A 23082-nucleotide genomic window follows, 5' to 3' on the forward strand; every position below is an offset into this window, starting at 1 on the left:
CCTCCCTGCCGTTGGTCGAGGCTTCTCGAGACCATTGGCGCGAGTTGGGGACGGTTCCTATCTCGCGCCACGGCGTCAATCGGCGGGAGTTTGGGACGGTTCCCATCTCGCGCCAGCGTGCCTGGGGTCGCTCATCGTCCGATGCTGTCGCAGGCCGCCCACAGGCCCTTCTTGGCGTTTCTCGCTTTCGCCTCCGCGGCGTCGTAGGTCGCTTTCCGAGACGGCGGACGACTGCTGGCCGGCGACCACGACGCGACGATGCCGCGCTGCAGCAGGCTCAACGCCACGTCACCCGTCTTCGAGGTGCGGACGTAGCCGAGGTCGCGTCCGAACCGGTCGTGGTTGTCGGCGCGCGGGTCGAAGCTCACCGTGACCGACGTTCCGGCCGGCAACAGTTTGGTCAACGCCTTCTTGGCCGTTGCCGCTCCGCACTGGGCCTTGGCGTCGTCGGTGTCCAGTTCGGGTGCATCGATGCCGAGCAGGCGCACCCGGTGGTTCTGTTTGGCCTTGTCACGAAGGTCGAAGGTGTCGCCATCGAGCACCCAGCGCACCGTTCCGGTGAGAGTCTTGCCGCCGGTCGAGGGCGTCGACGAAGCAGTCGGACGAGGCGTCGCGGTCGCCGAGGCGCCGACCCGTGAAGCCACCGGCCCCGGCGACGACGCGCCGACCTGCGGGTCGGGTTGGCAACCGGCCAGCAGCGTCGGCGCCAGCACCACCGCCGCGGCAGAGACTGGCCAACGAGCCGTGCGGCCGGTCACCAGACCGCCCCCACCTCGCTCACGAAGCCGCCCATCAGGCGGCTGCCGATGCCTTGAAAGCGCTCGGGATTGCCGGTGGTCAAGAATTCGCGGGTGGCTACGCGCGGTGCGTGATGCAGCAGGCCCAACTCGTTCAGCGTCGTCCAAGTCGACTTGGCGCACTCGTCGGCAGAACTCACCAGGGTGACAGAGTCGCCGAGCACGTAGTTGATCACGCCGGTCAGCAGCGGGTAGTGCGTGCAGCCCAGAATCAGGGTGTCGATGCCGGCCAGCCGTAACGGTTCGAGGTAGTCGTGAGCGATGGCCTCGAGGTCGGAGCCGCCGGTCACCCCCGCCTCGACGAAGTCGACGAACAACGGGCAGGCAGAGGTGAACAACTCCACGTCGGGCACCGCAGCCAGAGCGTCGTCGTACGAGCGCGACTGGGCTGTGGCGGTGGTGCAGATCACCCCGATGCGGCCGTTGCGGCTCACCCGAACCGCTCGCCGGGCGGCGGGCATGATCACGTCGATGATCGGCACCGAGTAGCGCTCGCGGGCGTCGCGCAGCACCGCCGACGAGGCCGAGTTGCAGGCGATCACCAGCGCTTTCACGTCGCGGTCGACCAACCGGTCGAGGCATTCGAGGGCGAACTCGCGCACCTCGGGCAGGCTCTTGGTGCCGTACGGCGCGCGGGCTGTGTCGCCCAGGTACACGATGTCTTCGTTGGGCATCTGGTCGACCACCGAGCGGGCCACCGTGAGGCCACCGAAACCGGAGTCGAAAATGCCGATCGGGCCGGTGGTGTCGCTCACGTCCCGACCCTACCGCGCTGACGGCTGGACGATTCGGCACCGGGGGCTGTGCCAAGTCATGCACACTCTCGGCGCGGTAGGGCACGCTGGCCCCATGGCCGATCAGCATCGCTACGTCCTCACCGCCACCTGGACCGGCAACCGGGGCACGGGCACGTCCGGCTACCGCGACTACGACCGCGCGGTGAGCGTCGAGGTGGCCGGCAAGCCGCTGCTGCTCGGGTCGGCCGACAAGCCGTTTCGGGGTGATCCCGAGCGCTGGAACCCCGAAGACCTGCTGCTGGCGGCGCTGTCGCAGTGCCATCTGCTGTCATACCTGCACGCGTGCGTGGTGCGCGGCGTGGTGGTGACCGACTACATCGACGAGGCGTCGGCCACCATGGTGACCAAGGGCAACGGCGGCGCGTTCAGCGAGGCGGTGCTGCGGCCCCGGGTTCGGGTCGCAGAGACGGCCATGGTCGAACCCGCCACGGCCGCGCACGACGACGCCCACGAGTGGTGCTTCATCGCCAACTCGGTGAACTTTGCCGTGCGCATCGAACCGGTGGTCGAAGCCGGCTGAGCAGCGGCGTCCGCTTTGACTAACTGGCGTGCAGGCAATGGGATGGACCCCATGACTTACACCCGCGTCGACGGCAGGGCCGCCGACCAGCTTCGTCCGGTGACCATCACCCGCAACTGGCTCGATCACGCCGAAGGGTCGGTGCTGGTCGAGTTCGGCCGCACCCGGGTGCTGATCGCGGCGTCCGTGACTCAGGGCGTGCCGCGCTGGCGGCAGGGCTCGGGGTTGGGCTGGGTGACCAGCGAGTACGCCATGCTGCCCCGCGCCACGCACACCCGCGGCGACCGCGAGTCGATCAAGGGCCGCGTCGGAGGGCGCACCCACGAGATCTCGCGCCTGATCGGACGATCGCTGCGCGCGGTCATCGACCACAAGGCCCTGGGCGAGAACACGATCGTGCTCGACTGTGACGTGCTGCAGGCCGACGGCGGCACCCGCACCGCGGCGATCACCGGCGCCTATGTAGCGCTGGCCGACGCCGTCGACTGGCTGCGCGGCCGTGACGCACTGAAGGGCGAACCGCTGATCAACTCGGTCGCGGCCGTCTCGGTGGGCATCGTCGAGGGCACCCCGTTGCTCGACCTCGCCTACGTGGAGGACTCGGCCGCCGAGGTGGATCTCAACGTGGTCACCACCGGCGATGGGCGATTCGTCGAAGTGCAGGGCACCGCCGAGGGTCAACCCTTCGACCGGGCGGTGCTCGACGCCCTGCTCGATCTGGGGGTCAAGGGCGCCGCCGACCTGACGGCTCTGCAGCGGCAGGCCCTGGCCCGATGAACGTGCCGCACCAGGTGGCGCGAGTTAGGAACCGTCCCCAACTCGCGCCAGGGGTCGCACGGTGAGAGTCGTGCTGGCCACCAACAACGCCAAGAAGCTCGCCGAGTTGCGTCGGCTGGTCGCCGAGCAGCAGCTCGACCTGACGGTGCTCGGGCTCGCCGACGTGCCGACCTACCCAGAGCCCGCCGAAACCGAACGCACCTTCGAAGGCAACGCGCTGCTCAAGGCCCGCGCCTGCCGTGACGCCACCGGCGAGCCGGCGCTCGCCGACGACTCAGGCATCGAGGTCGACTTGCTCAACAACATGCCCGGCGTGCGCTCCGCCCGCTGGGCCGGCAGGGGCGCCACCGACCAGCAGAATCTCGACCTGCTGATCGCCCAGCTCGCCGACACCGAGCCGGCCGATCGCACCGCACGGTTCGTGTGCGCAGTCGCCTACGCCGCCCCCGACGGCACCGAGCATGTGCTGCGCGCCACGATGGAGGGTCACCTCGTGTCGACCCCCGCCGGCGCCAACGGCTTCGGGTACGATCCGATTTTCGTGGCCGAAGGAAACACCCGCACCAACGCGGAGCTCTCACCGGCCGAGAAGGACGCGATCAGTCACCGCGGCAAGGCCGTCCGGGCCATGCTGCAGTGGCTGGTGAAAAGGGGCTAGCGGTGCAGCAATACCTCGACCTGTTACGGCTGGTGCGCGACACCGGCGTCGAGAAGGGCGATCGAACCGGCACCGGCACCCGCAGCGTCTTCGGCCACCAAATGCGGTTCGACCTGCGCGAAGGCTTCCCCCTGGTCACCACCAAGAAGCTGCACACCAGAAGCGTCTTCGGAGAACTGCTGTGGTTTCTTCGCGGCCAGACCAACGTCGCCTGGCTGCACGACAACGGCATCACGATCTGGGACGAGTGGGCCGACCCCGCCGGCGACCTCGGCCCCATCTACGGGTACCAGTGGCGTTCGTGGCCGGCTCCCGACGGCCGGCACATCGACCAGCTGGCGCGGGTGATCGACGCCATTCGTACCAACCCGAACTCGCGCCGGCACATCGTCTCTGCCTGGAACGTCGCCGATCTGGACGACATGGCGTTGCCGCCCTGCCACGCGTTCTTTCAGTTCTACGTCGCCGACGGACGCCTCTCGTGCCAGCTCTACCAGCGCTCGGCCGACATCTTTCTGGGCGTGCCCTTCAACATCGCCAGTTACGCGCTGCTCACCCACATGGTGGCCCAGGTCACCGGTTTGCAGGTCGGCGACTTCGTGCACACCCTCGGCGACGCCCACCTGTACCTGAACCATCTCGACCAGGCCGACCAACAACTGAGCCGCGAACCCCGACCGTTGCCCACCCTGCGGCTCAACCCCGACGTGACGGCCATCGACGCGTTCACCCTGGCCGACATCGAGGTGCTGAACTACGACCCGCACCCCGGCATCAAGGCGCCGATCGCGGTCTAGTCGCCGGTGACCACCCCCGAGGTCGACGATCCGGCCCGTACCGAACCCTTCCCCGACAAGCGCCGGCGCTTGATCGGCTCGCCGATCGTCGACCCGCTGAAGCGGCTCATCGCCTCGCGCAAGAAGTCGCCGTTCGAGCGCATGACCGTGCACGAGTTCCAGTACGACGACGCCCGGGTGCGCATCTACGAACTCTGGACGATGCGCCCCGAGCAGGCCGAACGTCCCGACCTCACCACGTTCGCGCTTGTGCACGGCCTGGGCATCTCGTCGCGGTTCTTCGTGCCGCTCAGCGACGCGCTCGCCCCGTACGGACGGGTGCTGCTGTTCGACCTGCCCGGGTTTCACGACCTGCCCAAGCCCAAGCGCAAGCTGTCGATCGTCGACTTCGCCGACCTGTGCAAACGCGCGCTGGACGAGCTGCAGGTGGTCGACCCGCTGCTGGTCGGTCATTCGATGGGGGCGCAGGTGGTCACAGAGATTCTGGCCCAGTACCCCGGCTATTCGAGCGCGGCGATGCTGGTGGGGCCGGTGGTGATGCCCGACGAACGGTCGCTCACCGACGTCGCGGTGCGCTTCATGCAATCGTCGATGTACGAACCCACCGGCAACGCGATCGCTGCGGCCATGTCGTACGGGCGAGCCGGCCTGCGCTGGATCAGCGACACCGCCTCGAAGGTGATCGCCTACCCGATCGAAGAACGGCTGCCGCTCGCCAAGGCCCGGCTGCTGATCGTCGGGGGTGAGCACGACTGGGTGAGTCCCGAGCCGTGGCGCGAACGGCTGGCCGCCGACGTGCGCGACGCCACGGTGATCACCATTCCCGACGCCTCGCACGGGGTGGTGCACGACCGCTTTCGCGAGCTGGCTGACGAGTTGCTCGCACTGGCCGGCATCGGCACGGCATGATTCGGCAGGCCCTCGCGGGGCTGGTCGACTGGGCTTACGGCGTGGGCTGGTGGGCGCACGCGCTGACGGCCGGCGGCAGCCCCGACGCCTTGACCGAACCCGGCCCCGACACCGCCCACCACACGCCCCTGGTGCTGCTGCCCGGCATCTGGGAACGCTGGCAGTACCTCGAACCGCTGGCCAGAACCCTGCACGGCTACGGCCACCCGGTGCACTTCGTGCCGGCCCTCGGCTCGAACGGTGCGCCCTTGGACGCCTCCGCGCGGGTCGTTGCGGACTTTCTGGCCGAGCGTGGCCTCACCGAGGTCATGCTGGTCGCTCATTCCAAGGGCGGGCTGATCGGCAAGCTGGTGATGCTCGATCCTGACGCCGGCGCCCGGGTGTGCGGCATGGTGGCGCTGAGCACGCCGTTCGGCGGCTCGTCGTTGGCCTGGCCGGTGTTTCGCCGCTCACCGCTGGGGGTGTTCTCGCCACGCGGCCGGCCCATTCTCGACCTGTCGGCCCAGCGTGACGTGAACGCGCGCATCGTCTCGCTGCTGCCCACCCACGACCAAGTGATTCCCGAAGGCAGCAAGCTCGCCGGAGCCCGTAATGTGACCCTCGAGGTCGGCGGCCACTTTCGGCCGCTGCGTGACGTGGGTGTGCACCGGGCGATTCACGACGCCGTGCACGAACTCGAGAAGGAGCGACCATGAGCGTGGTGGCCATCGCGGCCGTGGGTCGCAACGGCGCCATCGGCCGGCAGGGCGACGTGCCCTGGCACATTCCCGAAGACTGGCAGCGCTTCAAGCGGGTCACCACCGGCTGCTCCCTGATCATGGGCCGCGCCACCTTCGAAGCAATCGGACGGCCGCTGCCGGGCCGCGCGTCCATCGTGATCAGTCGTGACCCCGAGGCCGGCGCGAGGTGGCGAGCGTCCGAAGCCGGCCGAAAGGCACTGCCCGAGAACACCACGGTGCGGTTCGTCACCAGCGTCGATGAGGCCTTGGCCGCGGCCGATCACAGCCGCACGGTGTGGATCGGCGGCGGCGCGCAGATCTATCGCGAGGCCTGGCCGCAGACACAGGAGTTGGACATCTGCGAGGTCGACCAGAGCCCCGAGGCCGACGCGTTCTTTCCCGCCGTCGACGCCGATGAGTGGGTCGAGATCGCCCGCGACGGGCATGACGGCTACGCGTTCGTCCGCTACCGCCGCAGGGCCGTTGACGAGGGCTGATGCGCGCGCAGGCATCGGTGCTGCACCTCGACCTCGACGCCTTCTTCGCCGCCGTCGAGCAGCGCGACAAGCCGTCGCTGCGGGGCAAGCCGGTGATCGTCGGTGGGGTGGGGCAGCGGGGCGTGGTGTCGACCGCGTCGTACGAGGCGCGGGTGTTCGGGGTACGGTCGGCGATGCCGATGCACGAAGCGCGGCGGCGCTGCCCGCACGCGGCTTTTCTGTCGGGACGCTTCGGCGCCTACCGGCAGGCGAGCGGCATCGTGATGGGGTTGCTGCGCGAACTGTCGCCGCTGGTCGAACCGCTCAGCCTCGACGAGGCGTTCGTCGACCTGGCCGTCGGTGACCGTTCGCTGGCGCCCGAGGCGGTGCTGGCCGAAGTGGCCACGTTGCGGGCTCGGCTCACCGAGGCGACCGGTGGGTTGACCGCGTCGGTGGGGGTCGGGTCGAGCAAGTTCATCGCGAAGGTGGCCAGCGAGTTGGCCAAGCCCGACGGGGTGCGGCTGGTCGCCCCGGGCACCGAGGTCGAGACGATCGCTCCGCTGCCCGCGCGCGCGATTCCCGGTATCGGCCCGGTGACGATGGAGAAGCTGGCCCGACTCGGGGTGGCGACCGTCGCCGACCTGCAGCGGCTGTCGAGCCGGGAACTGGTGCGTGAGCTGGGCCGGTCGCAGGGGGAGTGGATCGGTGCGCTGGCGTTCGCGCGCGACGACCGGCCGGTGGAACCCGACCGCGAAACCAAGTCGATCTCGGTGGAGGACACCTTCGAAACCGACGTCACCGACCGCGAGGCGCTGCACGCGGTGATCGCCCGTGACGCGGCGTCGGTGGCCCGGCGGTTGTCGGCCGCGCACCTGTTCGCCCGCACCATCACGCTCAAGGCGCGCTACCCCGACTTCACCACGCTGTCACGATCGCGCACCCTCGATGGTGCTACTGACGACACGGCCGTGATCACCCTGGTGGCGCGGGCGTTGCTCGACCAGGTGGAGTTGCTGCGCGGCGTCCGGCTGCTGGGCGTGGGCGTGGCCGGGTTGACCGAATCGGCGCAGGAGGCGCTGTTCGGTGAGCAGACCGACGCACCCGAGCAGGTCGACGAGGTCGTTGCCGACCCCGACGCTGTGCCCGACACCACCGAGCAGCCCGAGTCGCTGGCGTGGGCCCGCCGCCGCCCTGATGGTTACCGGCCGGGCATGGACGTGGTGCACGACGAGCACGGCCCGGGTTGGGTGTGGGGTGCCGGGCTGGGCCGGGTCACGGTCCGCTTCGAGACCGCCGAGACCGGGCCCGGACCCGTCCGCACCTTCGCGGTGGATGATCCGCAGCTCCGACCCGCAGACGACTGACCCGCCTACGCCGCGGTCTGCGGGTCAGTGGCCACTGCGTCGGCCGCCTCGGAGCTGTGGAAGTCGACCGACGTCAAGTGGCCGGCGAAGCGCTCAGAAGCTCAGATCCGCGCCCAGGTGCGGTAGCCGCCGTCGAGGTTGCGCACCCGACGTCCGTGTTGGGCCAGCGTGCGGGCCGCCAGGTAGCCGCGCAGGCCGACCTGGCAGTGCACGATGACGTCCTGCGCAACCTCGCCGATGCGTTCGCGCAGGTCGTCCACGGGAATGTTCACGGCCCCGTCCACGGTGCCGCGGGCGTACTCGGCGGGGGTGCGCACGTCGATCAGCTGGACGCCCTCGCCGACCTCGTTCTCGACCTCGTGCCACTGCACGGTCTCGCTCAGGCCGTCGCGCATGTTCTCGGCGATGAACCCGAGCATGTTCACGGGGTCCTTGGCCGAGCCGAACTGGGGTGCGTAGGCGAGTTCGAGGTCGGCCAGGTCGCTGGCGGTGAGCCCGCCGCGCATCGCGGTGGCGATCACGTCGATGCGCTTGTCGACCCCGGTGCCACCGACGCCCTGCGCGCCGAGAATGGCGTCGGTCTCGGCGTCGATCACCAGCTTCAGGCTCATGCCCTCGGCGCCCGGGTAGTAGCCCGCGTGGTTGGCCGGGTGAGTGTGAATCACCCGCACCTTCCGACCGGCGGCACGCGCGCGCTTCTCCGTCCAGCCGGTCGCTGCGGCGGCCAGCCCGAACGCTCCCACGATCGCGGTGCCCAGCACCGGCTTGGCCGCGACGGTGCGTCCGGCGATGACGTCGGCGACCAGGCGTCCGTGCCGGTTGGCAGGCCCGGCCAGCGGCACCAGCGCCTCGGCGCCGCTGATCACGTCGCGCTTCACCACTGCGTCGCCGACGGCGAAGATGGACGGGTCGGATGTGCGCTGGTGGTCGTCGACCAGAATGCCGCCGCGCTCACCGAGTTCGAGTCCGGCGGCCTCGGCCAGACCGGTCTCGGGACGGACGCCGATCGCGGCGACCACGAGGTCTGCCGGCAGCACGACCCCGGTGGACAGCGCGACCGAGTCGGCGCACACCTCGGTGACCGACGCGCCGGTGATGACGCCGACGCCCTGCTTGACCAGGTGCTTCTCGACCAGCGCCGCCATCTCGACGTCCAGCGGGGCGAGCAGTTGATCGGCGAGCTCGACGATGGTGACCTTTAGTCCGCGTTCGGTGAGGTTCTCGGCCAGTTCGACGCCGATGAAGCCGCCGCCCATGATCACCGCGGTCGGCTCGGGTCGGGCCAGGGCAGCGTCGACCGCTGCGGCCATCTCGTCGGTGTCGGCGATGTTGCGCAGGGTGAGCGCCCGCTCCACGCCCGGAATGGGCGGCACGAACGGCGCGGCGCCCGGCGCCAGGATCAGGGAGTCGTAGTTCAGGCTGTACTGCTCACCGGTCGCCACGTTGCGCACCGCAACGGACTTGGCGCCGCGATCGATGCTGAGCGCCTCGGAGTTGACCCGCACGTCGATGCCGAACCGTGCCTTCAGGCTCGACGGAGTCTGCAGCAGCAGGGCGTCGCGATCAGTGATGACGTCACCGATGTAGTAGGGCAGCCCACAGTTCGCGAACGACACGTGGCCGGACCGCTCCAGCACCACGATCTGTGCGTTCTCGTCGAGCCGCCGCAACCGTGTCGCCGCGGACATGCCGCCGGCGACCCCACCGATGATTACTGTTTTCATGGTTGCAGCTTATACCCCTGGGGGTATGACTGGCACATCGATCGCAGATCGCTGAATCGGCTGCGGCTGGGTACCCCCGTGGGTATGCTCGAATCGCAGGCGGTGTTGCCGGCGGGAGGGGTAGTGATGGCCGAGGTCGTCATTCTGGGTGCGGGGGTGTCGGGCCATACGGCGGCGCTGCACCTGCGCCGATTGCTGGGCCGCCAACACGGCGTCACCGTGGTCTCGCCGAACTCGCAGTGGAACTGGATTCCGTCGAACATCTGGGTCGGCGTCGGTGGGCGGCATGGTGTTCGACCAGCAGGGCTTCCAGACCACTAGCGAACTGTGGACGGGCTCGCTGTTCCGTGAGCGTGGTGTGGAGGCCATTCTCGGCGCGCACGTGTCGAAGGTCGAGGACGGGCTGATCCACTACGAGACCCTGGACGGCGCCGCCCACACCATCGGCTTCGACTTCGCCATGCTGATCCCGCCCTTCGGTGGCGTGCCGCTGAAGGCGTTCGACGCCGACGGTGCCGACATCACCGCCGAGCTGTTCGCGCCCAGCGGTTTCATGAAGGTGGACGCCGACTACACCGCCAAGCCGTACGAGCTGTGGCGCGCCGAGGACTGGCCCACCACCTACGCGGCACCGGGCTACGACAACCTGTGGGCGGTGGGCATCGCCTTCGCCCCGCCGCACCAGATCTCGCGTCCGCACAAGACCGCCAACGGCACGATGATCGCGCCCTCGCCACCACGCACCGGCATGCCGTCGGGCGTGATGGGCAAGACCGTGGCGATGACCATCGCCGACCGGATCAAGCACGGTGCCGACGTCGAGGCCCACACCGCCTCGATGGCCCGGATGGGTGCGGCCTGCGTCGCCTCGGCCGGCGCCGGCCTCACCCGGGGCTCGGCGGCCGCCATGACGATGCTGCCGGTGGTGCCCGACTACCAGCGCTACCGCACCGGACGCGACGAACGCGAGACCCGCGGCGAGCTCGGCCTGCACGGGCACTGGGTGAAGCTGATGCTCCACTACCTGTTTCTCTACAAGGCCAAGGCCCGTCCGGGCTGGCAGTTCATTCCGGAGTGATCATGACGCAACCCGCCGCACCCGCATCGGACCCGATCGCCGACCTGTCGAAGTCGCCCCTGCCCACCGCCAAGACCCTGAAGATGCGGCAGAGCCTGCCGTTTCAGTTCACCAGGTTTCTGTCGTTCAACAGCCGGATCATGCGCATGGTGATCAAGGGCCACCACTGAACCGTTGGTCGAGCTTGTCGAGACCGCGGTTTCGACAAGCTCCAACGGTCGAGCGGGTCGGTGTTCAGGCCAGCGAAAGGAAGAGCTTCTCGAGCTGCGCGGTGTCCATGCCCGATCCGTCCGGATGCTCGGTGAGGCACTGCTTCAGGCCCGCGGCGATCAAGGCGAAGCCCACCTTGTCAAGCGCTTTCGAGACCGCCGCCATCTGGGTAACGATGTCGGCACAGTCACGACCGCCCTCGATCATCGAAATGACGCCGCCGATCTGGCCTTGCGCGCGCTTGAGTCGGGCGAGCACGCTGCCCAGTTCAACAGGGTCGAGGTGAAGGCTGACCGTGTCGAGGCCGGCGGACGCGGAGCCGGACGCGGCGGCTGTCTTCGCAGGTGCTCGGGTGGTCATCGGCCCTCCTTCTGATACCCCCTAGGGTATCAGAAGAGTCGCGAAGGGGGCATCGAGAAAGGCGACGGCTATGATCTCCTTCGATCGCAATGCCGAGGGGGTAGCCACGATGCAGCTCGACGCCGACGAACTGGCCGGGGTGGTCAAGCGGCTGCGCCGCGCCGAAGGTCAGATCGGCGGAGTCATTCGCATGATCGAGGACGGTCGTCATTGCGCCGACATCGTCACCCAACTGGCGGCGGTCTCCAAAGCGCTCGACCGGGCCGGATTCGCCGTGATCGCCACCGGTCTTCGCCAGTGCCTGACCGAGAGCCCCGACGGCTCCGGCATGGACACCGCGCAGCTGGAGAAGCTTTTCCTCTCGCTGGCCTGAGCCGATCCGTGGTTCCGACCAGCTCAACCGACGAACCTAACCGCAGGCGGAGGCTCCCGACAGGCGCTGCACCAGGCCGAGGCCGAGAATGGCCAGCGCGAAAACGCCGCTGAGCAGGCCCGAGCCCTGAGCGAGCAGAACGCCGACGCCCGGCACCATCAGGCCGGGCATCAGGCCGCACGACGAGGCTGCCGCTTGCCGGCTGCCCGGCAGTGGCAGGTAGCTGGTCACGATCAGACCGGCCACCAGCGACATGGCGCCGAGCAGCACGATCCAGACGGGGTGGGCGAAACCCGCCCCCAGGGCTGCGGCGTAGCCGGCGAAGGCCAGTGGGCTGATGATCGCGAGCGCCACCGTGTGGCGAAGCCGCCACCCCTTGCGCAGGGCGGTGAAGCCTGATTGCCGGTCGAGCGCGACCGCGTCGATCGTGGGGATTCGACCCTGCGGGCCGAACAGCTCCGACCGGGCGGGTTCGCGGCTCTCGTCGGGCATCAGACGCCGGCGCTCTGCTGTGCGGCGATCTGGGCGCGGACGTCGTCCATGTCGAGCGCCTCGACCTGCTCGATCAGGTTCTCGAGGTCTGCTGGGCGAAGGGCCCCGGGCTGGCGGAACACGAGGATGCCGTCGCGGAACGCCATCAGGGTCGGAATGGAGCTGATGCCCGCGGCTTGGGCGAGTTCGCGCTCGACCTCGGTGTCGATCTTGCCGAAGACGACGCCGTCGTGCCTGGTGGACGCCGCCTCGAAGGTGGGAGCAAACGACCGGCAGGGTCCGCACCAGCTCGCCCAGAAGTCGACCAGCACGATGGGATTGCCGGTGACGGTGGCCTCGAAGTTCGCTGCGGTGAGGGTTGTGGTGGCCATGGGTTGCCCTTCGTTGGTGGCTGTGGGTGGATCAGTTGGTGACGACCTCGCCGCCCGCGGACTGCCAGGCGCCGATGCCGCCGGCGAGGTCGAACAGGTGGCTGAAGCCGGTCTGATTGAGCGCGGCCATCGCCGCTTTGGAGCGGTTGCCGCTGCGGCAGTAGATCGCGTAGCTCCTCGTGGGGTCGAGGCCCGCCGCGGACCGCGCGAAGTCGGCCGACTCGACGTCCAGGTTCACGGCCCCGGCCAGGTGGCCGGCGGCGAACTCCGCGGGGGTCCGCACGTCGAGCAGCACGGTGTTCGGCAGTTTGGCGGCGGCCGCGAAGTCGCTGGGGCTGAGGCTCGCACCGGCGGCGGGGGTGGCGGTTGCCGTGGGGCCTGCGGTGGTGCTCACCGCCGCGCCGGAACAGCCCGTCAGCAGCACCGCCGCGGCCACCAGGGCAGCGGCGAGTCCGGCCCGTTTCACCGGCCGAAGATTCGAAACAGCCCGGAGCTCGCCTTGATCGTGGACGGCCCCGTCGAACCCGACTGGGCGTGTCCACCGCACCACTGGCCGGCCGGCACCCGTGCCTTCACCGCGGCCACATGCTGGCCGCAGCCGGTCCAGGTCGTCTTGCCGCAGGTCCGGCAGGTGGTGGGGCTGCACATGGGAGGTCTCCTTCGTCGAGGTCGTTTCCTTCACTATACCCCCTGGGGTATATGAAAGGCGAATCCCGGGCCCCAGTTGCACCCGAGCCGAACGCGACTCAGGCCCCGCTGGGTTGGCGGGTCAGCTCCGACGACAGGTGTAGGGCGAGACCCTGCCCGACGGCCTCCATGAACACCTCGTAGTGCATACGGTCTCCCTCGACCCGCACGCTGCGCACAACGCGGTCGACCCGCTTCGCGGTCGGGGTGTTCTGCACCGAAGCGTCGGTGTGCACCACGAGTGCGCCGTCGTCATCGGTACGGCAGGTGCCGGATCCTCGTTCGGCCTGTCCGCTGGGCAGTGCGATCACCACCTCGACGGCGTCCGGGTTCGGCATGCGCCAATAGCCCGTCTCGGTGTGCCTGGGTTGGCCGTCGATCGAGGTTCGTTGCACGAAGTGCAGAAACGGCCTGCCGGTGTCGGTGAAGGTGATCTCGTCGGTGTAGCCGAAGTCGGCAATGGTGGGGTAGCAGCCCAGGCCCTCGCCGCGCCAGGTGCCGACCAGACGTCGCAGCTGCGAGTCGTTTGTCATGTTCACACTGTGGCAGAGCCACTGGGGGCCGACGCGCGGTCCGAGCAAGTCCGCCGGACCTGGCTAGGCTCGGGGTCGAGGTTGGTGAAAGCAGAGAAGGAGGAGTCGATGGCAACGTTGGCAGTCGTCGGAGCAGGCCCCGGGCTCGGCGCCGCGGTCGCGCGCAGGTTCGGTCGCGAGGGGTTCGCGATCGCGCTGATGGCGCGTGACCGGGCGAAGCTGGACGACCTGGCGGCCGACCTGGCCGACGCCGGGGTGACCGCGCGCGGCTATTCGGCCGACGTGCGTGATGGCGAGTCACTGGGCGCGGCCCTGGTTGCTGCCGCAGCCGACCTCGGCCCGATCACCGCCCTGCAGTACAGCCCACTGCCGTCCCGCGCGTATCTGCAGCCGGTGCTCGACCTCACCCCCGAGGTCGCGCTGGAGGCGCTGCGCTTCTCGGCGCTCGGCCTGATCGCGGCGGTTCGCGCGGTGCTGCCGGCGATGCGCGCCGCCGGCGACGGCACGATCGTGCTGATCAACGGCGGCACGTCGGTGCAGGCCCGAGCCGGCTTCGCTGGCACGTCGGTGGCGTTTCCCGCCGAGAGCGCGTACGGCCAGATGCTGCACGACGCTCTGGCCGACGAGGGTGTTCGGGTCGTGCAGCTGGTGATTCCGGGGTCGATCCCGAAGCTGCAGATCGAGGGCGGCGTCGACGGGGTCGCCGACCGCATCTGGCAACTGCACACCACGCCGGGGCAGTTTCGCACGATGCTCATACCTCTCGATGAAGGACGCGAGTAGCGAGGTTCAGCACGGCCCCTGCGCAGGAGATGGTGTCCCAGACCCGGGACGTGCTGCACGGCTACCGCGCCGCCGGCGGCGCGGTCACCGAGGTGGTGCTCGAAGTGGTCGGCCCCTCACCGCACCTGGAGCGTCCGGCTGAGTTCCGGGCCGCCCTGCTGAAGGTGATCGGCCACCCGGCCGGCTGAACCGCCGGGAGCGGCGCCTCCGCGCTACGGCGAGGACGATCCGGGCCGAGTTCCGGACCGGCTCGGCACCGGCACCCCGGCGTCGCCGGCTGCGTGGGGGGTCTCGGCGGGCGGCCCGCCCGACCACGTCGGCGAGCCGGCGGAGGCCAGCAGCGCCAGCAGCCACACGATCAGCCCGGCCAGCATCGAGTACAGCGCCGCCAGGCCGAAGTGCCGGGCCTGGTCGCCGGTGAACTGCCCGGCGATCAACTGACCGAGCAACAACTCCGCGACCCAGGCGGTGGCCACCGCCACCCCCAGTGGTCGCAGCGATGGGATGCGCCAGGCCCGCAGCACGAGCGCCATCAGCAGCCCCGCGGCTGCCAGGCCGAGGCCGATCCGAACCACTGCAGGGCCGGTGCGCCATCGCTGCCCACCATCCGCCAGACCGGCCAGCCCAGGCAGCGGACCAGCGAACCCAAGGCAGCGGACCAGCGAACCCGGGCCGGCGACGACGATGCCGACCAGATGCACCGCGATCACCGTGACGGTGGCGGCCCAGGCCTGCGGGCCCAGGGGCGCCCGCGAGCCGGGACGGTCGAGCCTGACGCCGGCCCAGGTGATCAGGCAGACGGCCACCTGCGCGGCGGCGACGTCCAGCACCCCGGCGCCAGCGGCAGGCTGAACAGCACGATCATCATGCCGAACACGCCGGACGCGATCGCGGCCAGCAGCGCCGCCGGCTGGACGATCGTCGCTCGGTTGCTGCATCACCGCACGCCGATCCTGACAGCGGGGATCTGCGGGCGTGGCCGATGGTGGAATCCCGCGGCCGACAACACCCCCGCCGGGGTCCTGGTCGGCGCAAATCGGCGTCGAGCAGTGCTGTCGGCCCTCAATGCGCCCTCGCGGAGATCAGCCTTGGGCAGCGATCGCCCGGGTGGTGGTCGTGTGCGTGTCGGCTGGGTTGGTCATCGTGGCACTGCTCGTTCAGGCGGTGCCGGGGCCCGACCAGAGGTTGATGCCGCCCTCGACCGCGTGCTTGTCGATGGCCTTGAGTTCGTCGTCGCTGAACTCGAGGTTCTGCAGGGCTCCGAGGCTGTTCTCCAACTGGGTGACGCTGGACGCGCCGATCAACGCCGAGGTGACCCGCTCGTCGCGCAGCACCCACGCCAGCGCCAACTGCGCCAGACTCTGGCCGCGGCCCTGCGCGATCTCGTTCAGGGCTCTGATGTGGGTGAGGTTCTGCTTGGTCAGCAGGTCGGGTGACAGCGACTTGTCCTGAGCCATGCGTGAGCCCTCGGGTACGCCGTTCAGGTACTTGTCGGTGAGCATGCCCTGGGCCAGCGGCGAGAACGCGATGCAGCCGACCCCTTCGTCGCCGAGCACGTCGAGCAGGTTCTCCTCGACCCACCGGTTCAGCATCGAATAGGACGGCTGGTGGATCAACAGTGGGGTGCCGAGTTCGCGCAGGATCGACACCGCTTCGAGAGTGCGCCGCCCGGAATAGGACGAGACGCCGATGTAGCGGGCGCGTCCGGAACGCACCGCGTGGTCGAGCGCGCCCATGGCCTCGTCCAGGGGTGTGTCGGGGTCGAAGCGGTGGTGGTAGAAGATGTCGACGTAATCCAGGCCCATCCGCTGCAGCGAGGCGTCCAGGGAGCCGAGCAGGTACTTGCGCGAGCCGAAGTCGCCGTAGGGGCCGGGCCAGAAGTCCCAACCGGCCTTCGACGAGATGACCAACTCGTCGCGGTAGGGCAGGAAGTCCTCACGCAGGTGCCGGCCGAAGTTGGTCTCGGCCGACCCGTACGGGGGCCCGTAGTTGTTGGCCAGGTCGAAGTGCGTGATCCCCAGGTCGAAAGCCCGGCGCAGGATGGCGCGCTGATTGGCGAACGGCACGTCGTCGCCGAAGTTGTGCCACAGGCCCAGCGAGATGGCGGGCAACAGCAGGCCGCTGCGTCCGGTGCGGCGGTAGGGCATGCGGCCGTCGTAGCGGTCGGCGTCTGCCAGGTAGGTGGGTTCCAGCGGCATCGGTGAACTCCTTCGATCGTCGGTTCGAGCCTAGTGGTGCGTCTCCCACATGAGTCACCACTTCGCGGCGCCTGAGCACGCACCTCGCGGCGTTCTCCTCCGTCGAGAGACGACCCGGTATCCCTCCCTCGTCGGCCTTTGCGATGCACGCACTCAACGACCGCGAAACGGCAACCCAGTTGAGAGACATACCACTAATGATCACGACCCGTGTCGGTCAGCGCCGGACGCCGTGGGGCAGGGCCGGCCTTACACTGACCCTTGCCGCCGGAGTGGTGAAATGGCAGACACGCAGGATTTAGGTTCCTGTGCCTTCGGGCGTGAGGGTTCAAGTCCCTTCTCCGGCACTCGTCGATTTGTTGCCTCTGACAAGGCCGAATAGCTTCAGACCCTCCCCAGAGGGCCCAAACGTGCAACATACGTGCAACAACGTAGACCGCGAAACGGCCGGTCCGTCAAGCCGTGCTCGCGAATAGCGCCCGACCCAGCCAGGGCGAACCCGTCCTCCTGGGTGACGTCGAGGATGACCGCGGCCACCGTGCGCTGGAAGTCCCAGCTGGGCATGGCTAGGCGGCCAACTCGGGGAAGCGTGCCTCCCACGAGTCGCGGCACCGTTTGGGTAGCCGGTAGCCGGAGCTGCGGCCAGACACGAGAGAGCAGCCCGACGTTTAGGAGGGCTTCTTGGAGGTCGCTGGTGCCTTCGCGGATGAGGTTCTCGTAGACCTTCTCGACACCTCTGGTGTGGACAGGTCCGCGGTCGCGTCCGGGCCCCAGTACACGGTCAGCGGCAGGGGGGCTGTCGCGGGAGCCTGAAACCGGGCCGATGGGGACTGTCCCACGGCAATGCACATTGTGTATTCCGAGAGGGATGGGCGTGGTGAGGAGTCGAGCAGCGGCCCGTGGCGGGGGCTGACGAGGCCGAGCAGTGGGGATGGGGTCGTAAGCAGGAGGCCCGGGGTGGTCGAGACCGGGTGGCTTCGACGCGGGGCGGGCGGGCTTGGACCAGGTGCGCCGCCTCGCGTCGCTTCGACCGTCGGTGCGTCAGAGCTGGAGTGAGCTGATGAGGGTTCGGACGCGGCGTTCGAGTTCGTCCCGGATACGGCGGACGGTGTCGAGGTCTTGACCGTGGGGGTCGTCGAGTTCCCAGCTCTCGTAGCGCTTCCCGGGGAAGATGGGGCAGGCGTCGCCGCAGCCCATGGTGATGACGACGTCGGCGGCACGGACGGTTTCGTCGGTCCAGGGTTTGGGGAACTCGTGGCGATGTCGATGCCGCGTTCGGCCATGGCCGCGACGGTAGTCGGGTTGATCTCGAGTCCAGGTTCGGAGCCGCCGGACCAGGCGACGGCTTTGTTGCCAGTGAGGGCTTGGAAGAAGCCGAGGGCCATTTGGGAGCGGCCGGCGTTGTGGGTGCACAGGAACAGCACGACGGGCTTGCCGTCCGCGTGGAGTCCTTCGACGCGGGCGAGGGCGTGCAGGCGTTGCCGGGCGAATCGTTCGGCGAGCAGGGGCAGGAACTTGGTGATGGTGGCGCGGTCGGCGAACTGGTCGAAGGAGCTGGCGAGGAATCGTTCGATGGTCTGCTGTCCGTAGAGGCCGGTGAACTCCCCGGACAGGCGGGCGGCTGCCTGCCGGAGGGCGAGCTTCTCGTTGCTGTGGAGGCTTTCCCAGGTGCGTTCCGAGACGGGGTGCAGGGTCATGGTCGGTCTCCTTCGATGCTGGCCGCGAGGAGGTCGACGCGGCGGGTGAGCTCGTCGTAGGCGGTCTCGAACGCGCCGGGGCTGCCGGCGCGGGCGGGGTCGGGGACCGACCAGTGCAGCGGTTGGGTGTCGAGTTCTTCGTAGGCGCGGTCGCAGACCGCGATGAGGAGTTCGTCGCCGGTGAGGATGTCGCCGGTGAGCTTGGGTGTGGCGTGGGTGAGATCGAGCCCGTGCCGGCGTGCCACGGTGATGGCGTCGGGGTGGACGCGCGGGGCGGGGTGGGTGCCGGCGGAGGTGGCGGAGATGTTGCTGATCGTGCGCCAGTAGTGCTCGGCGAGTTGGGACCGGGCCGAGTTCTGGGAGCAGATGAACGCGACCCCTCGTGGCCGGGGAAGCCGGCTGCCGGCGCCGAGGAGCCGGTTGCAGGCGGGGGTGCGGAGCACGTAAGTGCGGCGGCCGTCGCCTTCGGAGCGGCGGCGGCTGATCAGGCCGGCCTGTTCGAGGATCTGGAGGTGGTGGGCCATCAGGTTGGTCGGGATGTCCAGGCTTGCGCCCAGCTCGCCGGGGGCGAGGTCGGCGAGGCCGAGAAGGTCGACGATCGCCAGCCGGGACGGGTCGCCCAGTGCGGCGTACGCCTGAGCTCGGGACTCCAGTTCACCCATCTGCTTACCTCTACGCTTGTTGACTCAACAATAGCTGATCTATTGTGGTCGTCAAGCCTCGGGGAGAGGCACCGACGACCGAGGAGCCACAAGGAATGAGCAAACCCACCGTGCTGTTCGTCTGCATCCACAACGCCGGACGGTCCCAGATGGCCGCCGGTTACCTGCGCCACCTCGGCGGCGATCGGGTGGAGGTGTTGTCGGCCGGCTCGGCACCGGCGGACGCGATCAATCCGGTCGCCGTCCAGGCGATGGCCGAAGAGGGCATCGACATCGCCGGCGAACAGCCGAAGATCCTCACCACTGATGCCGTCAAGACCTCGGACGTCGTGATCACGATGGGTTGCGGGGACACCTGCCCGTTCTATCCGGGCAAGCGGTACGAGGACTGGGTTCTGGACGATCCCGCCGGCCAGGGCATCGATGCCGTTCGGCCGATCCGCGACGAGATCCGCGGCCGGGTCGAGGCGCTCCTGCAGGAGCTGCTGCCCACTGCCTGAATCGGGTCTATACTTCAGCCGTGATTGCATCAATTCAGGTTGAAGTATCGACCTCATTGCTGGCCGCGGTCGCGGACCCGATCCGCTGGCAGCTGATCTCCCAGCTGTCGGAGGAGAAGCGGTGCGTGTGCCAGCTGCGGACCGAGCCCGAGATCCCGGCCAACCTGCTGAGCTACCACCTCAAGGTGCTGCGGGAGGCCGGGCTGATCGTCGGCACCCGGCGTGGCCGGTGGATCGACTACCAACTCACCGACGACGCGATGGACCGACTCCACGCCGCACTCCCCGTACCCGACAGCCGGGCGTGCGGCTGCGCCGTCGACCCCGAGCCGGCGCTGGCCGGCGCCCGGCGGTGACCACCCAGACCAGACCCGACCGGACCGCCGCCCGGCGCTGGACGCTGCTCGGCGCCGCAGCCGCTGGCTGGGTCGGGGCGTACGCACTCAACGAGGTCGCGTGGACGTGGTTGTACGACACCGTGTTCGGGCTCGACATCACGATCGGGTGGGCGTCGATGCTTCACTTCTTCAGCTACGACACCATCAAGATCACCCTGCTGCTGACCGGGATCATCTTCGTGGTCACGGTGCTGCGCAGCTTCATGAGCATCGAACGCACCCGCGCACTGCTCGGCGGCAAACGCGAAGGTGTCGGTAACGTCCTGGCCGCGTCTCTCGGCGTGGTCACGCCGTTCTGCTCCTGCAGCGCGGTCCCGGCGTTCATCGGGTTCGTCGCCTCCGGGATCCCGCTGGGGGTGACGATGAGCTTTCTGATCGCGTCCCCGCTGGTCAACGAGGTTGCGATCGCGCTGCTGCTCGGTCTGTTCGGGGTCGGCCCCACTGTGCTCTACGTCGCCGCCGGCCTGGTGATCGCGATCGTCGCCGGCATGGTCATCGGCCGATTTCGCCTGGAGGGTCACGTGGAGGCGTTCGTGTACGAGACCCGGCTGCGCGGGCAGGTCATCGACTCCACCGCCGGCCTCACCTGGGGCGACCGGCTCGCCATGGGACGGGAGGAGGTCGCCTCCATCCTGCGCAAGATCTGGCCCTACCTCCTGGTCGGCATCGGCCTCGGCGCGGTCATCCACGGCTGGGCCCCGGCCGACTTCTTCGCACGCTACGCCGGACCGGACAACCCGTTCGCCGTCCTGGTCGCCGTCGCGATCGGCGTTCCGCTCTACTCCAACGCCGCCGGCATCCTGCCTCTGGTCGACGCGCTCTACGACAAGGGCATGCCGATGGGCACCCTGCTCGCGTTCATGATGGCCACCGTCGCGCTCAGCCTGCCCGAGATGATCCTGCTGCGCCGCGTCCTCAAACCCCGCCTGATCGCCACCTTCGCCGGTGTCACGGCCCTCGGCATCGTCGCCGTCGGCTACATATTCAACGCCATCCTCTGAAAGGAACCCCCATGCACGTCAAGATCCTCGGCTCCGGCTGCGCCAACTGCGTCAACCTCGAGAAGGCCACCCGCAGGGCAGTCGATGAACTGGGCCTCGATGCGACCTTCGAGAAGGTGACCGACTACGCCGACATCGCCGCTTACGGCATCATGCGCACCCCCGGCCTGGTGGTCGACGAACAGGTCCTGCTGTCCGGACGCGTCCCCACCGCCGGTCAGGTCAAGGACCTGCTCTCCGCACGCTGACCTCAGGCGGGCTTGACGGCCCGGATGACCGCGCCGTGCATCTGCGGGGCGACCTCGTGGGTGAACCGCACCTCGATACCGGTGAATCCCGCCGCGGTCAGCCCCTCGATGTACTCCTGCCGTGACAGGGCGCCGGCGACGCAGCCGACATGGCTGCCACGCTCGGTCCGATCCGCGACGCTCAAGTGGTCCTCGGCGACGACGTCGGAGACCCCGACCCGACCCCCGGGGGAGAGGACGCGGAACATCTCGGCCAGGACCTTCGGCTTGTCGACGCTCAGGTTGATCACGCAGTTGGAGATCACCACGTCCACCGCGCCTTCCGGCAGCGGGACCTGTTCGATCCGGCCCTTGAGGAACTCGACGTTGGTCGCGCCGGCCTTGGCGGCGTTCTCGCGGGCCAGGGCGAGCATCTCATCGGTCATGTCGACCCCGTAGGCGAACCCGTCCGGACCGACCCTGCGCGCCGAGAGCAGTACGTCTAGCCCGCCGCCAGAACCCAGGTCGAGCACCCGCTCGCCAGGGTTCAGGTCAGCCACCGCGGTCGGGTTCCCGCAACCGAGACTGGCGGTCACCCCCAGCTCGGGCACCTGGGTGGCCTGCTCGGCGTCGTACAGGGCTGACCCGAACACCTCGGTCTCCGCGGTACCGGAGCAGCAACCGGCCCCGCCGCAGCAACCGCTGCCGCCGCCATCGAGGTCGTCCAGGACGTCGAGGGTCCGCCTACCGGTGCCCATCGCCGCTCTCGCCGCGGCGGCGTACCGCTCCCGGACCCGCTCCACCACATCACTGTCACTCACTGCTCCACTCACTTCCTCTTCGTCTCGATCGTCAGCAACTGCTTCGTCGGGGCCGGGTCGAGGAGCTGCTGGATCGCCTGCAGCCCGGCAATGTTCACCCAGTACCAGGTCTTCCGGCCATCCCGCTCGCGCTCCAGGAACCCAGCATCGAACAACGCCCCCAAATGGTGGGTCACCGTCGGCTGACTCAACCCCAAACGGTCGGCCAGCACCCCCGTCGTCGCTCGGCCGACAGCCGTGGCGCGGATCAGGCTCAACAGCCGCAGCCGGGCCGGGTCGGCCAGCGCCTTCAACGCCCCCGCCAACACCAACGCCTCCTCCGGCTGCAACTCCGCCTGCAACACTGGCGAACAGCACAGATCACCCACCAACAATGGCCGTGCCGCGACTTCCTGAGCACTCATAGATATCTATCTATCATATCGACGTATGTCGATCAATAGACGCTGGGGATCAACCCTCCAGAATCCGGGACAGCCCGTCAGCTACCCGCGCGTCCGCCCCGTCCAGGTTGTGCTGGTAGTGCATGGCCATGCCCGGAGTGGCGTGGCCAAGGCGCGCCATGACGTCGGCGGTGGTGGCTCCGACGGAGGTGGCCAGTGAGGCGCCGGTGTGGCGCAGCGTGGGTGGTGTCGCGTCGGGGCGACCCGCAGCCAGAGCAGCCTTCTCGACGAGCCGCGCGAAGGAGGACGAATGCGGTGGCCGCCGTTGGGTGCCGGGAGCAGCAGCGCCTCCGGTCCCGCGTCCACATAGGTGTCGAGATGAGTCTTCAGCTCCGGCAGCAGGGCTGGCGGAACGTGGACCCGACGGACGCCGGCATCGGTCTTGGTGCCAACGAAGTAGCCGCCCTTGACCTTCACCATACCGCGAGACACCTTGAGCACGCCCTCCTTGAGATCGACGTCCTGGCGTCGCAGTTCCGACAGCTCCCCGTACCGAGGAGCGCACCAACAGCCCAGTAGCACGGCCATGCTCAGGCGCGCAGGCATGGCGCGCGCCAGGTCGGCGACTTGCGCCACGGTCAGTGGCTCGATGTTCTTGGCTCGCTTCGTGCGCACCTTGGTGCGGCTCGGCAGCGCCACCGGGTTGCTGTCGACCAGCTCAGACTCCACCGCGCCGGCCATGACGTTGTGGAGCAATTTGGAACGCCTTG

The 23082-nt window shown here is 69.0% G+C and carries 33 protein-coding genes, 1 tRNA gene and 1 pseudogene; 19 read left to right on the forward strand and 16 right to left on the reverse strand.

Annotated elements, in window-relative coordinates:
• Positions 1-131: 131 nt before the first annotated feature.
• Positions 132-758, reverse strand: coding sequence for a thermonuclease family protein (locus tag MPLG2_RS02005; RefSeq protein ID WP_158680792.1), 627 nt, complete (start codon positions 756-758; stop codon positions 132-134).
• Entirely contained in the window at positions 755-1552 is a 798-nt protein-coding gene (murI, locus tag MPLG2_RS02010) for a glutamate racemase (protein WP_105184697.1), read from the reverse strand. Before murI ends, MPLG2_RS02005 begins: the two co-directional genes overlap by 4 nt.
• A 94-nt stretch (positions 1553-1646) precedes the next feature.
• On the opposite strand from murI, the gene MPLG2_RS02015 reads away from it, so the two are divergent.
• From MPLG2_RS02015 to MPLG2_RS02050, 8 genes are all read left to right on the forward strand, one after another.
• Positions 1647-2114, forward strand: a complete 468-nt coding sequence (locus MPLG2_RS02015) for an OsmC family protein (protein WP_105184698.1) — start codon at positions 1647-1649, stop codon at positions 2112-2114.
• A gap of 51 nt (positions 2115-2165) precedes the next feature.
• On the forward strand, positions 2166-2891 hold the full coding sequence (gene rph, locus MPLG2_RS02020) for a ribonuclease PH (RefSeq protein WP_105184699.1): 726 nt from the start codon (positions 2166-2168) through the stop codon (positions 2889-2891).
• Between the two features lie 70 nt (positions 2892-2961).
• Positions 2962-3549, forward strand: coding sequence for an RdgB/HAM1 family non-canonical purine NTP pyrophosphatase (rdgB, locus tag MPLG2_RS02025; protein ID WP_231935750.1), 588 nt, complete (start codon positions 2962-2964; stop codon positions 3547-3549).
• 2 nt (positions 3550-3551) lie between these two features.
• A complete protein-coding gene (locus MPLG2_RS02030) occupies positions 3552-4346 on the forward strand; it encodes a thymidylate synthase (RefSeq protein WP_105184701.1) in 795 nt (264 codons plus the stop codon).
• A gap of 6 nt (positions 4347-4352) precedes the next feature.
• A complete protein-coding gene (locus MPLG2_RS02035) occupies positions 4353-5255 on the forward strand; it encodes an alpha/beta fold hydrolase (protein ID WP_105184702.1) in 903 nt (300 codons plus the stop codon).
• Positions 5252-5950, forward strand: coding sequence for an esterase/lipase family protein (locus tag MPLG2_RS02040; protein ID WP_197710042.1), 699 nt, complete (start codon positions 5252-5254; stop codon positions 5948-5950). Before MPLG2_RS02035 ends, MPLG2_RS02040 begins: the two co-directional genes overlap by 4 nt.
• Positions 5947-6471 (forward strand): dihydrofolate reductase, encoded by a 525-nt coding sequence (locus MPLG2_RS02045; protein WP_105184703.1) that lies wholly within the window; start codon positions 5947-5949, stop codon positions 6469-6471. The genes MPLG2_RS02040 and MPLG2_RS02045 overlap by 4 nt, the downstream gene beginning before the upstream one ends.
• The gene (locus MPLG2_RS02050) at positions 6471-7814 is read left to right on the forward strand and encodes a DNA polymerase IV (protein WP_105184704.1); all 1344 of its coding nucleotides are present in this window, start codon (positions 6471-6473) and stop codon (positions 7812-7814) included. Before MPLG2_RS02045 ends, MPLG2_RS02050 begins: the two co-directional genes overlap by 1 nt.
• Positions 7815-7915: 101 nt before the next feature.
• On the opposite strand, the gene MPLG2_RS02055 is transcribed toward MPLG2_RS02050, so the two are convergent.
• Complete coding sequence (locus tag MPLG2_RS02055; RefSeq protein WP_105184705.1) at positions 7916-9538, reverse strand: FAD-dependent oxidoreductase; 1623 nt, start codon at positions 9536-9538, stop codon at positions 7916-7918.
• 126 nt (positions 9539-9664) lie between these two features.
• Here MPLG2_RS02055 and MPLG2_RS19205 point away from each other — a divergent pair, with 126 nt between their 5' ends.
• Genes MPLG2_RS19205 through MPLG2_RS18785 form a run of 3 tightly spaced genes read left to right on the forward strand, consistent with a single transcriptional unit; the run spans position 9665 to position 10786 of the window.
• Positions 9665-9859 (forward strand): tryptophan 7-halogenase, encoded by a 195-nt coding sequence (locus MPLG2_RS19205; RefSeq protein ID WP_231935751.1) that lies wholly within the window; start codon positions 9665-9667, stop codon positions 9857-9859.
• Positions 9825-10616, forward strand: a complete 792-nt coding sequence (locus MPLG2_RS02060) for an NAD(P)/FAD-dependent oxidoreductase (RefSeq protein WP_231935752.1) — start codon at positions 9825-9827, stop codon at positions 10614-10616. The genes MPLG2_RS19205 and MPLG2_RS02060 overlap by 35 nt, the downstream gene beginning before the upstream one ends.
• A 2-nt stretch (positions 10617-10618) precedes the next feature.
• Entirely contained in the window at positions 10619-10786 is a 168-nt protein-coding gene (locus MPLG2_RS18785) for a hypothetical protein (protein WP_173909590.1), read from the forward strand.
• 64 nt (positions 10787-10850) lie between these two features.
• On the opposite strand, the gene MPLG2_RS02065 is transcribed toward MPLG2_RS18785, so the two are convergent.
• Positions 10851-11186: a metal-sensitive transcriptional regulator gene (locus MPLG2_RS02065; RefSeq protein ID WP_105184706.1), complete on the reverse strand. Its 336-nt coding sequence runs from the start codon at positions 11184-11186 to the stop codon at positions 10851-10853.
• Positions 11187-11256: 70 nt separating this feature from the next.
• On the opposite strand from MPLG2_RS02065, the gene MPLG2_RS02070 reads away from it, so the two are divergent.
• A complete protein-coding gene (locus MPLG2_RS02070) occupies positions 11257-11559 on the forward strand; it encodes a metal-sensitive transcriptional regulator (protein ID WP_425543121.1) in 303 nt (100 codons plus the stop codon).
• A 36-nt stretch (positions 11560-11595) separates the two neighbouring features.
• On the opposite strand, the gene MPLG2_RS02075 is transcribed toward MPLG2_RS02070, so the two are convergent.
• From MPLG2_RS02075 to MPLG2_RS02095, 5 genes are all read right to left on the reverse strand, one after another.
• Positions 11596-12051, reverse strand: a complete 456-nt coding sequence (locus tag MPLG2_RS02075; protein WP_105184707.1) for a hypothetical protein — start codon at positions 12049-12051, stop codon at positions 11596-11598.
• A complete protein-coding gene (trxA, locus tag MPLG2_RS02080) occupies positions 12051-12422 on the reverse strand; it encodes a thioredoxin (RefSeq protein WP_105184708.1) in 372 nt (123 codons plus the stop codon). Before trxA ends, MPLG2_RS02075 begins: the two co-directional genes overlap by 1 nt.
• 31 nt (positions 12423-12453) lie before the next feature.
• Positions 12454-12888, reverse strand: coding sequence for a rhodanese-like domain-containing protein (locus MPLG2_RS02085; protein ID WP_105184709.1), 435 nt, complete (start codon positions 12886-12888; stop codon positions 12454-12456).
• Positions 12885-13070: a hypothetical protein gene (locus tag MPLG2_RS02090; protein ID WP_105184710.1), complete on the reverse strand. Its 186-nt coding sequence runs from the start codon at positions 13068-13070 to the stop codon at positions 12885-12887. The genes MPLG2_RS02085 and MPLG2_RS02090 overlap by 4 nt, the downstream gene beginning before the upstream one ends.
• 98 nt (positions 13071-13168) lie before the next feature.
• Positions 13169-13642 (reverse strand): FABP family protein, encoded by a 474-nt coding sequence (locus MPLG2_RS02095; protein WP_105184711.1) that lies wholly within the window; start codon positions 13640-13642, stop codon positions 13169-13171.
• Positions 13643-13750: 108 nt separating this feature from the next.
• Here MPLG2_RS02095 and MPLG2_RS02100 point away from each other — a divergent pair, with 108 nt between their 5' ends.
• Together MPLG2_RS02100 and MPLG2_RS02105 are read left to right on the forward strand one after the other, a co-directional pair.
• Positions 13751-14425: an SDR family NAD(P)-dependent oxidoreductase gene (locus tag MPLG2_RS02100; protein ID WP_105184712.1), complete on the forward strand. Its 675-nt coding sequence runs from the start codon at positions 13751-13753 to the stop codon at positions 14423-14425.
• A gap of 32 nt (positions 14426-14457) precedes the next feature.
• Positions 14458-14613 carry a hypothetical protein gene (locus tag MPLG2_RS02105; protein WP_197710043.1) on the forward strand — a complete coding sequence of 52 codons (156 nt, stop codon included), beginning with the start codon at positions 14458-14460 and terminating at the stop codon, positions 14611-14613.
• A 24-nt stretch (positions 14614-14637) separates the two neighbouring features.
• Here MPLG2_RS02105 and MPLG2_RS02110 read toward each other — a convergent pair whose 3' ends face one another.
• Positions 14638-15363 carry a hypothetical protein gene (locus MPLG2_RS02110; protein WP_158680793.1) on the reverse strand — a complete coding sequence of 242 codons (726 nt, stop codon included), beginning with the start codon at positions 15361-15363 and terminating at the stop codon, positions 14638-14640.
• A gap of 219 nt (positions 15364-15582) precedes the next feature.
• On the reverse strand, positions 15583-16623 hold the full coding sequence (mgrA, locus tag MPLG2_RS02115; RefSeq protein WP_105184714.1) for an L-glyceraldehyde 3-phosphate reductase: 1041 nt from the start codon (positions 16621-16623) through the stop codon (positions 15583-15585).
• Positions 16624-16889: 266 nt separating this feature from the next.
• On the opposite strand from mgrA, the gene MPLG2_RS02120 reads away from it, so the two are divergent.
• A tRNA-Leu gene (locus MPLG2_RS02120) sits at positions 16890-16970 on the forward strand.
• A 694-nt stretch (positions 16971-17664) separates the two neighbouring features.
• On the opposite strand, the pseudogene MPLG2_RS19785 reads toward MPLG2_RS02120, so the two are convergent.
• Together MPLG2_RS19785 and MPLG2_RS02135 are read right to left on the reverse strand one after the other, a co-directional pair.
• A pseudogene (locus MPLG2_RS19785) lies at positions 17665-18320 on the reverse strand (arsenate reductase ArsC).
• The gene (locus tag MPLG2_RS02135; protein WP_105184716.1) at positions 18317-18982 is read right to left on the reverse strand and encodes an arsenate reductase/protein-tyrosine-phosphatase family protein; all 666 of its coding nucleotides are present in this window, start codon (positions 18980-18982) and stop codon (positions 18317-18319) included. The pseudogene MPLG2_RS19785 and the gene MPLG2_RS02135 overlap by 4 nt, the downstream one beginning before the upstream one ends.
• A 95-nt stretch (positions 18983-19077) precedes the next feature.
• On the opposite strand from MPLG2_RS02135, the gene MPLG2_RS02140 reads away from it, so the two are divergent.
• The 4 genes from MPLG2_RS02140 to MPLG2_RS02155 all read left to right on the forward strand — a co-directional run bounded on the left by MPLG2_RS02140 (position 19078) and on the right by MPLG2_RS02155 (position 21129).
• Entirely contained in the window at positions 19078-19482 is a 405-nt protein-coding gene (locus MPLG2_RS02140) for an arsenate reductase ArsC (protein ID WP_105184717.1), read from the forward strand.
• A gap of 20 nt (positions 19483-19502) precedes the next feature.
• Positions 19503-19838 (forward strand): ArsR/SmtB family transcription factor, encoded by a 336-nt coding sequence (locus MPLG2_RS02145; RefSeq protein WP_105184718.1) that lies wholly within the window; start codon positions 19503-19505, stop codon positions 19836-19838.
• A gap of 122 nt (positions 19839-19960) precedes the next feature.
• Entirely contained in the window at positions 19961-20881 is a 921-nt protein-coding gene (locus tag MPLG2_RS02150) for a permease (RefSeq protein WP_197710044.1), read from the forward strand.
• A gap of 11 nt (positions 20882-20892) precedes the next feature.
• On the forward strand, positions 20893-21129 hold the full coding sequence (locus MPLG2_RS02155; protein ID WP_105184720.1) for a thioredoxin family protein: 237 nt from the start codon (positions 20893-20895) through the stop codon (positions 21127-21129).
• Between the two features lie 2 nt (positions 21130-21131).
• Here the strand turns inward: MPLG2_RS02155 and arsM are convergent, their stop codons facing one another.
• The 3 genes from arsM to MPLG2_RS02170 form a co-directional block, all read right to left on the reverse strand.
• On the reverse strand, positions 21132-21929 hold the full coding sequence (gene arsM, locus MPLG2_RS02160; protein WP_105184721.1) for an arsenite methyltransferase: 798 nt from the start codon (positions 21927-21929) through the stop codon (positions 21132-21134).
• Between the two features lie 8 nt (positions 21930-21937).
• Positions 21938-22333 (reverse strand): ArsR/SmtB family transcription factor, encoded by a 396-nt coding sequence (locus tag MPLG2_RS02165; RefSeq protein ID WP_105184722.1) that lies wholly within the window; start codon positions 22331-22333, stop codon positions 21938-21940.
• An 81-nt stretch (positions 22334-22414) separates the two neighbouring features.
• Positions 22415-23053, reverse strand: a complete 639-nt coding sequence (locus MPLG2_RS02170; protein WP_158680794.1) for a site-specific integrase — start codon at positions 23051-23053, stop codon at positions 22415-22417.
• Positions 23054-23082: the final 29 nt, after the last annotated feature.

The organism is Micropruina glycogenica, from assembly GCF_900289045.1.
Lineage (GTDB): Bacteria > Actinomycetota > Actinomycetes > Propionibacteriales > Propionibacteriaceae > Micropruina > Micropruina glycogenica.

What these genes read in the sequence shown, in the direction of transcription:
- MPLG2_RS02140 (WP_105184717.1), top strand. Translation starts at nt 19,078, where the DNA reads ATGAGCAAACCCACCGTGCTGTTCGTCTGCATCCACAACGCCGGACGG.
- MPLG2_RS02170 (WP_158680794.1), bottom strand. Translation starts at nt 23,053, where the DNA reads ATGGCCGGCGCGGTGGAGTCTGAGCTGGTCGACAGCAACCCGGTGGCG.
- MPLG2_RS19205 (WP_231935751.1), top strand. Translation starts at nt 9,665, where the DNA reads ATGGCCGAGGTCGTCATTCTGGGTGCGGGGGTGTCGGGCCATACGGCG.
- MPLG2_RS02100 (WP_105184712.1), top strand. Translation starts at nt 13,751, where the DNA reads ATGGCAACGTTGGCAGTCGTCGGAGCAGGCCCCGGGCTCGGCGCCGCG.
- MPLG2_RS02135 (WP_105184716.1), bottom strand. Translation starts at nt 18,982, where the DNA reads ATGGGTGAACTGGAGTCCCGAGCTCAGGCGTACGCCGCACTGGGCGAC.
- MPLG2_RS02050 (WP_105184704.1), top strand. Translation starts at nt 6,471, where the DNA reads ATGCGCGCGCAGGCATCGGTGCTGCACCTCGACCTCGACGCCTTCTTC.
- MPLG2_RS02090 (WP_105184710.1), bottom strand. Translation starts at nt 13,070, where the DNA reads ATGTGCAGCCCCACCACCTGCCGGACCTGCGGCAAGACGACCTGGACC.
- rph (WP_105184699.1), top strand. Translation starts at nt 2,166, where the DNA reads ATGACTTACACCCGCGTCGACGGCAGGGCCGCCGACCAGCTTCGTCCG.
- MPLG2_RS02045 (WP_105184703.1), top strand. Translation starts at nt 5,947, where the DNA reads ATGAGCGTGGTGGCCATCGCGGCCGTGGGTCGCAACGGCGCCATCGGC.
- MPLG2_RS02065 (WP_105184706.1), bottom strand. Translation starts at nt 11,186, where the DNA reads ATGACCACCCGAGCACCTGCGAAGACAGCCGCCGCGTCCGGCTCCGCG.
- MPLG2_RS02070 (WP_425543121.1), top strand. Translation starts at nt 11,257, where the DNA reads ATGATCTCCTTCGATCGCAATGCCGAGGGGGTAGCCACGATGCAGCTC.
- MPLG2_RS02015 (WP_105184698.1), top strand. Translation starts at nt 1,647, where the DNA reads ATGGCCGATCAGCATCGCTACGTCCTCACCGCCACCTGGACCGGCAAC.
- MPLG2_RS02095 (WP_105184711.1), bottom strand. Translation starts at nt 13,642, where the DNA reads ATGACAAACGACTCGCAGCTGCGACGTCTGGTCGGCACCTGGCGCGGC.
- MPLG2_RS02165 (WP_105184722.1), bottom strand. Translation starts at nt 22,333, where the DNA reads ATGAGTGCTCAGGAAGTCGCGGCACGGCCATTGTTGGTGGGTGATCTG.
- MPLG2_RS02040 (WP_197710042.1), top strand. Translation starts at nt 5,252, where the DNA reads ATGATTCGGCAGGCCCTCGCGGGGCTGGTCGACTGGGCTTACGGCGTG.
- MPLG2_RS02060 (WP_231935752.1), top strand. Translation starts at nt 9,825, where the DNA reads ATGGTGTTCGACCAGCAGGGCTTCCAGACCACTAGCGAACTGTGGACG.
- mgrA (WP_105184714.1), bottom strand. Translation starts at nt 16,623, where the DNA reads ATGCCGCTGGAACCCACCTACCTGGCAGACGCCGACCGCTACGACGGC.
- MPLG2_RS02075 (WP_105184707.1), bottom strand. Translation starts at nt 12,051, where the DNA reads ATGCCCGACGAGAGCCGCGAACCCGCCCGGTCGGAGCTGTTCGGCCCG.
- MPLG2_RS02110 (WP_158680793.1), bottom strand. Translation starts at nt 15,363, where the DNA reads ATGCAGCAACCGAGCGACGATCGTCCAGCCGGCGGCGCTGCTGGCCGC.
- MPLG2_RS02155 (WP_105184720.1), top strand. Translation starts at nt 20,893, where the DNA reads ATGCACGTCAAGATCCTCGGCTCCGGCTGCGCCAACTGCGTCAACCTC.
- trxA (WP_105184708.1), bottom strand. Translation starts at nt 12,422, where the DNA reads ATGGCCACCACAACCCTCACCGCAGCGAACTTCGAGGCCACCGTCACC.
- MPLG2_RS18785 (WP_173909590.1), top strand. Translation starts at nt 10,619, where the DNA reads ATGACGCAACCCGCCGCACCCGCATCGGACCCGATCGCCGACCTGTCG.
- MPLG2_RS02055 (WP_105184705.1), bottom strand. Translation starts at nt 9,538, where the DNA reads ATGAAAACAGTAATCATCGGTGGGGTCGCCGGCGGCATGTCCGCGGCG.